The organism is Ruegeria sp. YTSC199, assembly GCF_059609725.1.
Map to the genome: position 1 here is coordinate 43323 of NZ_JBXWMF010000034.1, position 11668 is coordinate 54990.

At 55.1% G+C, this 11668-nt stretch carries 17 protein-coding genes; 1 reads left to right on the plus strand and 16 read right to left on the minus strand.

Annotated features, from left to right (window positions below):
* Positions 1–204: 204 nt before the first annotated feature.
* Positions 205–648, plus strand: coding sequence for a GFA family protein (locus AC2FEE_RS22790; RefSeq protein ID WP_496867714.1), 444 nt, complete (start codon positions 205–207; stop codon positions 646–648).
* Between the two features lie 26 nt (positions 649–674).
* Here AC2FEE_RS22790 and AC2FEE_RS22795 read toward each other — a convergent pair whose 3' ends face one another.
* From AC2FEE_RS22795 to AC2FEE_RS22870, 16 genes are all read right to left on the minus strand, one after another.
* Positions 675–881: a cold-shock protein gene (locus AC2FEE_RS22795; RefSeq protein WP_010437077.1), complete on the minus strand. Its 207-nt coding sequence runs from the start codon at positions 879–881 to the stop codon at positions 675–677.
* Between the two features lie 206 nt (positions 882–1087).
* Positions 1088–1708 carry a 2OG-Fe(II) oxygenase family protein gene (locus AC2FEE_RS22800; protein WP_496867716.1) on the minus strand — a complete coding sequence of 207 codons (621 nt, stop codon included), beginning with the start codon at positions 1706–1708 and terminating at the stop codon, positions 1088–1090.
* A 49-nt stretch (positions 1709–1757) separates the two neighbouring features.
* A complete protein-coding gene (locus AC2FEE_RS22805) occupies positions 1758–2306 on the minus strand; it encodes an amino acid synthesis family protein (protein WP_496867718.1) in 549 nt (182 codons plus the stop codon).
* 164 nt (positions 2307–2470) lie between these two features.
* Positions 2471–2884: a 50S ribosomal protein L16 gene (gene rplP, locus AC2FEE_RS22810; RefSeq protein WP_113791489.1), complete on the minus strand. Its 414-nt coding sequence runs from the start codon at positions 2882–2884 to the stop codon at positions 2471–2473.
* Between the two features lie 12 nt (positions 2885–2896).
* On the minus strand, positions 2897–3607 hold the full coding sequence (gene rpsC / locus AC2FEE_RS22815; protein WP_170419366.1) for a 30S ribosomal protein S3: 711 nt from the start codon (positions 3605–3607) through the stop codon (positions 2897–2899).
* On the minus strand, positions 3607–3987 hold the full coding sequence (gene rplV / locus AC2FEE_RS22820; RefSeq protein ID WP_039538267.1) for a 50S ribosomal protein L22: 381 nt from the start codon (positions 3985–3987) through the stop codon (positions 3607–3609). The genes rpsC and rplV overlap by 1 nt, the downstream gene beginning before the upstream one ends.
* Positions 3988–3990: 3 nt before the next feature.
* The gene (gene rpsS / locus AC2FEE_RS22825; RefSeq protein ID WP_005980699.1) at positions 3991–4269 is read right to left on the minus strand and encodes a 30S ribosomal protein S19; all 279 of its coding nucleotides are present in this window, start codon (positions 4267–4269) and stop codon (positions 3991–3993) included.
* A gap of 3 nt (positions 4270–4272) precedes the next feature.
* Positions 4273–5115 carry a 50S ribosomal protein L2 gene (gene rplB / locus AC2FEE_RS22830; protein ID WP_496867721.1) on the minus strand — a complete coding sequence of 281 codons (843 nt, stop codon included), beginning with the start codon at positions 5113–5115 and terminating at the stop codon, positions 4273–4275.
* A 312-nt stretch (positions 5116–5427) separates the two neighbouring features.
* A complete protein-coding gene (locus tag AC2FEE_RS22835; protein WP_496867723.1) occupies positions 5428–6348 on the minus strand; it encodes a LicD family protein in 921 nt (306 codons plus the stop codon).
* The gene (locus AC2FEE_RS22840) at positions 6345–7013 is read right to left on the minus strand and encodes a class I SAM-dependent methyltransferase (RefSeq protein ID WP_496867725.1); all 669 of its coding nucleotides are present in this window, start codon (positions 7011–7013) and stop codon (positions 6345–6347) included. The genes AC2FEE_RS22835 and AC2FEE_RS22840 overlap by 4 nt, the downstream gene beginning before the upstream one ends.
* A gap of 171 nt (positions 7014–7184) precedes the next feature.
* Positions 7185–7481, minus strand: a complete 297-nt coding sequence (locus AC2FEE_RS22845) for a 50S ribosomal protein L23 (RefSeq protein ID WP_058272362.1) — start codon at positions 7479–7481, stop codon at positions 7185–7187.
* A complete protein-coding gene (gene rplD / locus AC2FEE_RS22850; RefSeq protein ID WP_010437039.1) occupies positions 7478–8095 on the minus strand; it encodes a 50S ribosomal protein L4 in 618 nt (205 codons plus the stop codon). Before rplD ends, AC2FEE_RS22845 begins: the two co-directional genes overlap by 4 nt.
* Positions 8092–8817: a 50S ribosomal protein L3 gene (rplC, locus tag AC2FEE_RS22855; RefSeq protein WP_170561482.1), complete on the minus strand. Its 726-nt coding sequence runs from the start codon at positions 8815–8817 to the stop codon at positions 8092–8094. Before rplC ends, rplD begins: the two co-directional genes overlap by 4 nt.
* A gap of 18 nt (positions 8818–8835) precedes the next feature.
* A complete protein-coding gene (rpsJ, locus tag AC2FEE_RS22860; RefSeq protein ID WP_008756422.1) occupies positions 8836–9150 on the minus strand; it encodes a 30S ribosomal protein S10 in 315 nt (104 codons plus the stop codon).
* A 198-nt stretch (positions 9151–9348) separates the two neighbouring features.
* Entirely contained in the window at positions 9349–9996 is a 648-nt protein-coding gene (locus tag AC2FEE_RS22865; RefSeq protein WP_496867727.1) for a hypothetical protein, read from the minus strand.
* Between the two features lie 191 nt (positions 9997–10187).
* The gene (locus tag AC2FEE_RS22870) at positions 10188–11432 is read right to left on the minus strand and encodes a cation:proton antiporter domain-containing protein (RefSeq protein WP_496867729.1); all 1245 of its coding nucleotides are present in this window, start codon (positions 11430–11432) and stop codon (positions 10188–10190) included.
* Positions 11433–11668 lie beyond the last annotated feature (236 nt).

Here is an 11668-nt window from a genome sequence, read left to right on the forward strand (position 1 = left end):
GTGGGGGGCAAGGGAAAGTTTGACGTCTTCTCGATGGCAAGGGAATTAGATGCTCCCGGTCGCCGAACGGGTTACCAATCACGAAACTTCCGCGAAGTTATCCTCATCCAAACTCAGGCCAAGGTCTGTATTGCCAATGGGCCGCGTTCGGCGCCCAATGGAGCAGGCCCACAAAGGCCTGAAGCTCACAGAGGAGGTAAGAAAATGACCAGCCCTTATTCAGGAGGATGTGAACACGTCAAGATAGTCGCGACGGCAGAACCAATAGACAACCATGAATGCCACTGTGATGTCTGTAAGTCCGTGACCGGACAGCACACAACCCATGTTGCGTTCTTCAACTACTCAGATCTGTCAGCAGACCCCGAAGATAAGATGAACCGTCAACCATTCAACGCCAACAATCCCGATGGCCCTTTAGAGCTTTGCACATGTTCTGAGTGCGGGGCCGCGTTGATGCTGGATGATAAGCAAAAACGCATACGCGTGGCTGTACCCAACGTTATGGGGTATGATGACAGCAAGTTTCCGGCAGCGACATACCACGCGTTTTACGATGAAAGCAAAGGGTACCCCAAGCCTGATGACGGACGACCGGTATTTGAAGCGCTCCGTCCAGAGTTTGCTTGGCCTTCACCTGCCACCTGACAGGGCTTTCGTTCATTCTGAGTGACTTACGCCAGAGCGATGTTCACAGCCGACTCGCGACCGTCACGGCCGGGCTCGATGTCGAATGTTACTTTCTGGTCGTCGGCCAGGCCGGTCAGACCCGAGCGCTCGACAGCAGAGATGTGTACAAACACGTCTTTGCCACCGGTCTCCGGTGCGATGAAGCCAAAACCTTTAGTTGTGTTAAACCATTTTACGGTGCCATTGGCCATATCCGTAGTCTCCTATTAAATTGCTGTCCGCGGAATTGCGACAGCGCGGCGTGGTCGGTCTGGATCGAGAGACTGAACGCCGAAGAACGGGAGACAGTGGTCGAAAAAGAAAAACGTTAGCGCGTCTCACATGGGTCATGTCTGGCAATATTGCAAGACATATTCCTAAATTAGGTTGAAACGTGAATACCTTCGGCGACAGTTCGCTAGTCCCACCGATAGTTGAAACTGACGCTGATCCGCTCGTCCTCGGCCATGTTCATCGGCACCTCATGGCGCAGCCAGCTTTCCCATAGCAGGACGTCACCCACCTTAGGTTTCATATAGATGAACGGCTGCAAATCCCGCCGCCCGCCCTTCAGGCGTGTCGGTGCGGCCATCATGCGGCCCGAGCGGGGGTCTTCCAGTTTCAGAGCGCTCGCCCCTTCTGGCATCGAAACATAGGTCGTGCCCGAGATGACGCTGTGCGGGTGCAGGTGGCTGGAATGCATGCCGCCTTCGGGCAAGATATTGATCCAAAGATCCTCCAACTTCAGGTCGCCCTCCCCCAGATCGAACTCCAGATCTTTGGCAAAGGCCGCCACGTGCTGGTCAAGCACCTTGACCAGATCGGAGAAGATAGGGAACCGCCACGGCAGATCGGTCAACGAGGCATAGCTGGTATAGCCGGGATAGCCGTTCTCCTCACACCACTCCTGCCCGGCTTCATCATCCTCGGCGATGACAAGGCAGGAGCTTTCCAACTCTTCCGCGTCAATCTTGGGATCGAACTCGGACAAAGCTGCGCGATAAAGACGGGTAACGAAGAGTGATTCAATCTGTGCCATGGGCCGGGCATAACCCAAGCCCTGATCCGAGGCCAGCCCCAGCTAACCCTTAGTTTTTGACCGGCCCCAAGCCGCAGCGCGGAATCGGGCGTCCACCATCTGCGTAAGCCAGGCACAAGACGATCTCGTCCGGTTTCGGCGCGTCCGGAACGCTCAGCGTCATGGTGTCGAAATGGTCAAAGGACCATGGGTTGTCCTTGTGCCCTAGGGGCAGATCGATCGCACATCCCGGTGTTCCAAGTTTGGCATTAGATGTGATGACGGCCTCTCCTCCACCCGCTACACCGCGCATAGGAGCGCCGAGTTTCGGGTGAATCAGTGCGCCGCCATGTTCGAGATCGCCGTTTATGCCGACTATCGCTGCTTTACCGTACGAAATCGGAGAACCGTCGAGTTGAGAAACGGCCTCGGCCGCGAGGTCTGCCCCGAGAGTGCCACCAATATCGAACAGCTCGGACAAGTCTTCCCTGAACCCACCGACCAGCGGGTTCTGTATAACAGCCAGAGCGGCAACACGGCAGATCGGAGCGCATGGTTGCCCCAATTGGTCGGTGGTTATGACCTCCTTGATGAGCACCTTCTTGCGCAGCTGAACCATAAGACCCTCCCATTCACTTTGGGCAGCCTATGGGGGCTTTGGACAAACGTCGACTTTTTTCACGGAACGGTGGGAAGGGTCACATAAAGCTGATGCAAAAGAAAACCCCCGCCGGTTTCCTGACGGGGGTCAATCTTGTCACGAACGGGGTTTCCCCCGGCCGCTTACCAGTCTTCGCGAACCACGACGCGACTCTTGATCGGCAGCTTCATCGCGGCCAGGCGCAGGGCCTCGCGGGCGATGTCGTCATTGACGCCGTCGATCTCGAACATAACACGGCCAGGCTTGACCTTGCATGCCCAGCGGTCGACCGAACCCTTACCTTTACCCATACGAACTTCGATCGGCTTTGCAGTGACCGGAGTGTCGGGGAAGATGCGGATCCAGACACGACCCTGACGTTTCATGTGACGCGTCATGGCACGACGTGCAGCTTCGATCTGGCGTGCAGTTACACGCTCAGGCTCAAGAGCTTTCAGACCATAGGTGCCAAAGTTCAGATCAGAGCCGCCCTTGGCTTCGCCCTTGATCCGGCCTTTGTGCATCTTGCGGAATTTAGTACGCTTTGGTTGAAGCATATCTTTCCCTCCTTAGCGACGACCGCCACCAGCACCACGAGGTGCAGGGCCGTCCTGGAGTTCCTGTGCTTTACGGTCACGTGCCTGCGGATCGTGCTCCATGATCTCACCTTTGAAGATCCAGACCTTGATCCCGATGATCCCGTAGGGGGTCATCGCTTCGGCATGTGCGTAATCGATGTCGGCACGCAGAGTGTGCAGAGGCACGCGGCCTTCGCGGTACCACTCGGTCCGTGCGATTTCGGCGCCGCCCAGACGGCCAGCGACGTTCACCCGGATACCCAGGGCGCCCATGCGCATGGCGTTCTGAACCGAGCGCTTCATGGCGCGACGGAACGAAACACGACGTTCCAGCTGCTGAGCGATGGACTCGGCAACCAGCTGCGCGTCAAGCTCGGGCTTGCGCACTTCGACGATGTTCAGGTGCAGTTCGCTGTCGGTCATACGAGCAAGCTTTTTGCGCAGAACTTCGATGTCTGCACCTTTCTTGCCGATGATGACACCGGGACGTGCAGTGTGGATCGTAACGCGGCACTTTTTGTGCGGACGTTCGATGATCACACGGGCGATTCCGGCTTGCTTGCACTCTTTGTTGATGAACTCACGGATCTTGAGATCTTCCAGCAGAAGATCACCGTAGTCCTTGGTGTCGGCGTACCAGCGGCTGTCCCAGGTGCGGTTGACCTGCAGGCGCATGCCGATCGGATTTACTTTATGACCCATTAGGCTTGCTCCTCAACTTGACGCACCTTGATGGTGATCTCCGAGAACGGCTTCATGATCTTGCCAAAACGGCCACGGGCACGCGGACGACCGCGCTTCATGACCAGGTTCTTGCCAACCCATGCTTCGGCGACGATCAGTTCATCAACGTCCAGGTTGTGGTTGTTCTCGGCGTTGGCGATTGCGGACTGCAGGCACTTCTTGACGTCCTGCGCAACACGCTTGTTCGAGAAAGTCAGGTCGGTCAGAGCCTTCTCAACTTTCTTGCCGCGGATCATTTGCGCAACCAGGTTCAGTTTCTGCGGGCTGGTACGGAGCATGCGCGTTTTCGCCATTGCTTCGTTTTCAGCCACGCGGCGGGGGTTCTTTTCCTTGCCCATGACTTACTTCCGCTTCGCTTTTTTGTCAGCGGCGTGACCGTAATAGGTGCGAGTCGGCGAATACTCACCGAACTTCTGACCGATCATGTCTTCCGAGACGTTTACGGGGATATGCTTCTGGCCGTTATACACACCAAAGGTCAGACCCACGAACTGGGGCAGAATGGTGGAACGACGCGACCAGATTTTGATGACTTCGTTGCGGCCCGACTCGCGCGCTGCTTCGGCTTTTTTCAGCACGTAAGCATCGACGAAAGGACCCTTCCAAACAGAGCGAGACATGGATTAACGTCCCTTCTTCTTGGCGTGCCGCGAGCGGATGATCAGCTTCTGGGACGCTTTGTTTTTGTTGCGGGTACGCTTACCCTTGGTGTCCTTACCCCAAGGCGTAACCGGTGTACGGCCACCCGAGGTACGACCTTCACCACCACCGTGCGGGTGATCAATCGGGTTCATTGCAACACCACGAACCGACGGACGAACGCCTTTGTGGCGCATACGACCGGCTTTACCGAGGTTCTGGTTCGAGTTGTCGGGGTTGGACACGGCACCGACGGTGGCCATGCATTCCTGACGGACCATGCGCAGCTCGCCCGAGCTCAGACGGATCTGAGCGTAGCCGCCATCGCGACCAACGAACTGAGCGTAAGTACCGGCCGCACGTGCGATCTGACCGCCTTTGCCAGGCTTCATCTCGATGTTGTGGACGATGGTACCGATGGGCATGCCCGAGAACGGCATTGCGTTGCCCGGCTTGATGTCGGCCTTGGCCGAAGCCACGATCTTATCACCAACAGCCAGACGCTGCGGAGCCAGGATATATGCCTGCTCGCCGTCTTCGTATTTTACCAGTGCGATGAACGCGGTCCGGTTCGGGTCATATTCGATCCGCTCGACGGTTGCCGCGACATCAAATTTATTCCGTTTGAAGTCAACGATCCGGTAGAGACGCTTTGCGCCACCGCCGCGGCGGCGTGAAGTGATCCGTCCGGTGTTGTTCCGGCCGCCCGATTTGGTCAAACCCTCAGTGAGAGACTTGACCGGACGTCCTTTCCAAAGCTCCGAACGGTCGATCAGCACCAGCCCGCGCTGGCCCGGCGTCGTCGGCTTGTACGACTTGAGTGCCATGCTTTCTGTCTTCCGTTTAGCAAGTGCAGGGGGTTTCCCTGCTATGTGATAGGCCCCCGTAGGTGCCAAGGGTATAGGGCCCCGAAGGTCCCCGGTTCAAAATATCAGAGGCCCCGGAACGAATCCGAGGCCGTATGATTGGGTGCATTTAGCAGTGTTGGGTGTGGGTGTCTATAGGGCGTGGTGTATTCTTTTTGGCGCACATTTGAACGTTTGCAATTACCCAAACCGCGCCCAATTGCGCGATAGACAACCAAGTCCGCGCACGGTCACCTTTGGCAAGAAAAACTGAGGTCTCTCCGCTAGGCCTTGTCACTGGATACTGAAGTCATGTTCCAGAAGGGGGGCAAACCTTCGCCGTGCGCGTGACCAGTCAAAATGAAACAGCGGGTCGGGTATTCGCCAGCTTTCACCATAGCTCTGGGCCAGCAAGGCGGATTCGTCTTGGGGCAGCATGATTTGCCCGTCGTTGAATGTCTTGAGCGGAAAAATAGCGCTCTCAGGCAGCGCGTTCAACGAGTAGGGATAGACACTGAAGCGCCCGTTTTCAGTCCAAGCTGGAAATAGGTCAATATCAATACCCAGACTGTTTTTAACTTTAAAGATCGGAGAGCTGCGAGCCATAGGCGTGGCATCCAAACTGCCATTTTCCAACAAGGCTTTTTGGTAAAGAGCCCATTTCTTTGGTACATCTTCAAGCGTGCTCTCACCCAAATGCACTGCGAAATCGATATCATCGTCATGGTCGATCAGCCGGCCATCCCGGACATAGCCCAGCAACGCACCGGCATAAAGGATCAGGGGTTTGCCTAGTTGGACAATGGGCGCCAACTCCGCATCAAGTTTAGAGAAGATATCACCGGCATTCATTTCCCCGAACGTTCTGTTGTAGCCATGTGGCGTAATAAAATCAGGATGAAGAGCTTGCTTTATACATTCGAAAAACGCCGCGAAACGGTCTTTCTGCCCCATGCGCGCATAGCGTTTCTCCATCCGCTTTAGCCTGCCATGGGTCCGGGCGGCCCTAATTCTCTGGTGGCAGCAAAGTAGCAGATCAATTTCTTCCCAATCGTCAGACAGTGCCGGATTGTTTAAACGCTGAACAGGGTCTTGCAACGCTTGAACGGCCAGCCGAGTTTTGCGTGGGCGCGGCAGTCTGGTCTGGGCAACGGCATGTTCGAAAACCAAAGCGCGCAGTGACGCCAGTTGTTTGATTAGGTCTGCTTCGGTCATAAGTTTTTTTCGTAGATTGCCCGCGCGACGATCGCATCCTCTGCCTTGTATTTCGCGAACCCTACCCCCTCAACACCATATAGTTTCGCGAACTGGCGCTGCTTCATTTTCTCGTCCAAATCTGCCGCGCAAAGATAGCGCCGGAAATGTGGCGCAGCTACTTTTGCTGTATCTCGGTCCGCTAACGTTCGATATTCAAACGCGACAATGTCGCCCGGCTCGCACCCCCTGTGGAGGGCATCAATCAGCGCCTCTTGTTCGTCGTCGGTGATCGCATGTAAAAAGAAACGTGCATACACACAAACCGCCTTCGCGCGTCGATTCAACAGCACCTGCCGAACCATCCCGTCCTTGAGGTTCGATCTGACAAATTCAAGACCATCACCGCCCTGCGTATCTTTGTGCTTTGTCGCTGACGCGACAGCTGCTTCTGATGCATCCAGACCGGTTACGAGAAATCCATGTCGTGAAAAGAAAAAACTGTCACGAGCGTTGCCGCACCCGATGTCAATAACGTGCGCTTTCCGATCAATTTCATTGGCCACAAACGCTGCAAACTGTGATGGTAACGACAACTCCCATGACTCTGCAGAATTCTCGTAAAACTGGTTCCAAAAAGCGAGACGGCCATCCGACCGAACCTGTTCAGATGAGTTTAGGGACATTAGTTCTTTCTTTCGCGCAAGTTGACGCCACTGGGTCGAAATTTGTCAGACATCCAACGCAACTGCAATCGCTTCATCGAGCATCGGTTTCGGTCACATTATCTTTGACCGTTAAACAAAAAAACCCCCGCTTTCGCGGGGGTTTTTATCTCTTTTCAAAGACGAGTCCGATCAGAGACCGGTGCTCACGTCGATGGTGTTACCCTCTTCCAGGGTCACATATGCTTTTTTGACGTCTTTCCGCTTGCCCAACTGGCCGCGGAACCGCTTTACCTTGCCTTTGGTGATGGTGGTGTTCACCGCCTTCACCTTGACACCAAACAGCGATTCAACCGCTTCTTTGATCTGCGGTTTGTTGCTGTCGATCGCCACTTCAAAGACAATCGCGCCATTTTCGGACGCCATGGTCGACTTTTCGGTGATGATCGGCTTGCGGATCACGTCGTAGTGTTCTGCCTTCGCGCTCATTTCAGACGAGCCTCCAGTGCTTCGACAGCCGCTTTGGTGAGCACCAGGGTGTCACGCTTGAGGATGTCATAGACGTTTGCGCCCATCGACGGCAGGATATCCAGACCTTCGATGTTCTTGGACGCTTTCAGGAACCCTTCGTTCACGGTTGCGCCGTCGATGACCAGAGCACGTTTCCAGCCCAGGTTTGCAACCTGTTTGGCCAGAGCCGCGGTCTTGCCTTCGGCTTCGGCGTTCTCGATCACGACCAGTTCACCTGCCTTGGCTTTGGCCGACAGAGCGTGGCGCAGGCCAAGCTTGCGGAACTTCTTCGGCAGGTCATGACCATGCGAACGCACCACGGGGCCTTTGTAGATACCACCACCGCGGAAGATCGGCGCGTTACGGTCACCATGGCGTGCGCCACCGGTGCCCTTTTGGCGATAGATCTTCTTGGTCGAGTAGCTGGTTTCCGAGCGGGTCTTGACCTTGTGGGTGCCGGCTTGCGCGTTGTTGCGCTGCCAACGGACCACACGGTGCAGGATGTCCGCGCGCGGCTCGAGGCCGAACAGGTCTGCATCCAGCTCGATGTTGCCGGCTTTGCCGCCGTCCAGTTTGATTACATCAAGTTTCATGCTTCACCACCTTCCGCGGGAGCTTCTTCCGCAGGTGCTTCGGTTGCAGCCGATTTCACAGCAGCCGGGAAAGGCAGGCCTTCCGGTGCTTTCTTCTTGACGGCGTCCTTGACGGTGACCCAGCCCGATTTCGGTCCGGGAACGGCGCCTTTGATGAAGACCAGACCACGGTCGGCGTCGGTTTTGACGACTTCCAGGTTCTGGGTGGTTACACGGGCGGCACCCATGTGACCGGCCATCTTCTTGCCTTTGAAAACCTTGCCCGGGTCCTGACACTGACCGGTCGAACCGTGCGAACGGTGGCTGATCGAAACACCGTGCGAGGCGCGAAGACCACCAAAGTTGTGGCGCTTCATTGCACCGGCAAAGCCTTTACCGATCGAGGTACCAGAAACGTCAACTTTCTGACCTTCCAGGAAGTGTTCTGCCGAAATCTCGGCGCCCACATCGATCAGGCCATCTTCAGAGACGCGGAACTCGGCCAGCTTACGCTTGGGCTCGACCTTTGCAGCGGCATAGTGACCGCGCATGGCCTTCGAGGTGCGTTTTGCCTTGGCAGCACCTGCGCCCAGCTGAACGGCGGTGTAGCCGTCTTTGTCAGCGGTACGCTGTGCAACGACCTGTAGGCCGTCCAGGTGAAGAACGGTCACAGGAATCTGCTTGCCGTCTTCCATGAACAGGCGGGTCATGCCAACTTTTTTTGCGATAATACCAGAGCGCATGAATAATACCCTCCGATCTTACGACTGCAGCTTGATCTCGACGTCCACACCAGCAGCGAGGTCGAGCTTCATCAGCGCGTCAACGGTCTGGGGGGTCGGATCAACGATGTCGAGCAGACGCTTGTGCGTGCGGATCTCGAACTGGTCGCGGGATTTCTTGTCAACGTGAGGGCCACGGAGAACCGTGAACTTCTCAATCTTGTTCGGCAGCGGGATCGGGCCGCGCACGTTCGCGCCGGTCCGCTTGGCAGTGTTGACGATCTCTTGCGTGCTGGCATCCAGAACGCGATAGTCAAATGCCTTCAGCCGAATACGGATATTTTGGCTTTGCATAATAACAGCCTTTTATCAGGCGTTGAGGTTGAGAGGAGGACAAGCGCGCATCGCCAACCCTCATCGAACCCAAAAGGCGGGAATCACCCCGCCTTGATGTTCTTATTGAGAACTCGCGCGAAATACAGGGGTGCGTGGGGTTTGGCAAGGGGGAAATAGCTGTCCTTGGCAACCCGATTGCCACCAAAGAAGTGCGCTTCAACTGTAACCGGGCTTTTGTAGTCCCTCGTAAAGACCAGCGGCCAAATTCATGTCCCAATCATCTGAGGGTACCGTTCGCCACTCGTTGTCTTCTGACCAAACGCCGTTCCGGCACTGAGCAAACAGAATTCTGAGGAAGTCTGACTCAAACGAGCACATTCTTCCTTTCAGTATTTCCAACGTCTGTACTGGCAGATTTACGAGTGCAGCGGCGATACTTTCATCATCTGCAACTTCATACTCTGACAAACTCCAACAGTGTTCATACACCAACCAAGGCCCGAATGCGTCCGTCCAAGCCCAGCCACGGGAAGTCCTTTCCATGTAATCGCAAGAACAAAAGGCCTCGCATATTCTTGTCGTTGAGTTGCCTTTAGGAACCACCGACACGTAATGGTCGGCAAACTCGTCGGCGTAGTGCGAATGACAAGCGAAAGCTTCTAGCAGTTCGTCAAGATCATCACGTCGATAATCTGTTGGCAGCTCAATGCTCTGACCGGCTTCCCAGGTAAGCAATCCGTAGATACCCTCAGAGCGCATTAACCCTGTACGAGTAAAGGCACAAAAGCCATGTTCAAAATTGGATTGTGCCCCGTGATGCAAGAGTGTGGGCCCCGGTGAGCTGTCCTTCAAACGCCAAGACATCTCCTGTGCCAACCAAGGGAGAATAGCTAAGGCCAAGGATCGCTCATTAAAAGTTGGGACTCTGCTCATTAGGTAATTGCCGCGCTTTAATATCTAACTTTGAAAGTTGCTATCAATCAAATAGCGCCATCGCCCACCGACCGCAAATTAGTGGAGATCCTTCGAATAAATTCCGCGCCAATGGCTCACTGTTAGCTCTCCGCCGGTTCTTTGGACGCATATCGGGGCGCAATGACCTTGTCATAAAACACAAAGGCCAACGGCGTCAGTACCATCGACAGCGCTACGACAATAATCAGCGTGTTTGCGAGATCAGCGCTCAGCACATGGGTTGCGACCGAGAAAGACAGCAACACAAACCCGAACTCTCCAGCCTGCGCCATCCCCAGCGCAAACAGCCAATTGTTCGCACCAGTCACACCAAACAATCGGCCAAGCCCAAAAAGAACCACGGCCTTAATAGCCATCACGCCAAGGGTCAGCGAGACAACCAGCCCTATGTTATCAACCATCAATCGGAAATTCACCGAGGCTCCGACGCTGACAAAAAACAACCCCAGAAACAAACCCTTGAACGGGGTGATCTCTTTTTCCAGCGCATTGCGATATTCGCTGTTGGCCAATACCACACCCGCAATAAACGCTCCCAACGCGGGGGTCAGTCCCACGGCCATCATCAACACGGCAACACCGACCACAATTGTCAGGGCCATGGCTGTGAACAGCTCGGGCAGTTTCGCGGATTCAACATATCGGAACACTGGTCCGGTTAGATAGGCCCCGCCAACGATCACCAGAATGATCGAGCCAAGCGTGACAAGCGCCCTAAACCATTCAGGCAGGCCCCGAACAAGATTCAGCGAAAATCCGGTGCTTGTCGTAGGTCCATGGCTGACGGAGCTGGCCCCCATCGCAGCAAGATCAGGCAGCGCCAGCAATGGTAGCAAAGCCAGAATTGGGATCACAGCAATGTCCTGCATCAGCAAAACGGAAAAGCTGGATTGCCCGCCGCTGCCCATAAGTAATCCTTTTTCATGCAGTGTCTGCAGCACGATTGCCGTAGACGACAATGAAAAAATCACCCCGATTGTCAGCGCCGATTGCCAAGGCTGACCAAGTGCCATCGCCAATCCCATTATGGCAAGAGAGGTGCAGACCAATTGCAAACCGCCCAGCCCCAGTAGCCTTTTCCGCAAATCCCAAAGCTTCTTTGGCGCCAACTCCAGCCCAATCAAAAACAGCATCATTACGACGCCAAATTCGGCAAACTGCTCGAGGTTCCCGACATTGATTTTTTGCGCGGACAGTGCCGGACCAAGAAGCATTCCGGCAATCAGGAAACCCAACACCGAACCAAGGCCAAGCCAGACGGCGATGGGAACAATGGCAATGCCCGACCCAAGAAGAATAAAAGACAGAAAAAGATAGTTTTCCATAGAAGTTCAACTATTGCTTGCAGAGTTATCTTACAAAAGCCGTGCTTTGGCGGGCCAGATTACCTTACTCTGAACAACCCCAAATCGCAGAACAATCAAGGCCGCCCAGCACATCTTGTTGAGCGGTTTTCAGCACATTGTTAAACGCATTTTGAAACCTGCGCATTGAAAAAGGCCGCCCCTTTTGGAGCGGCCTTCTTAGGCTCACCGATGTGCCTGGCTGAAGCCCGGCCTAC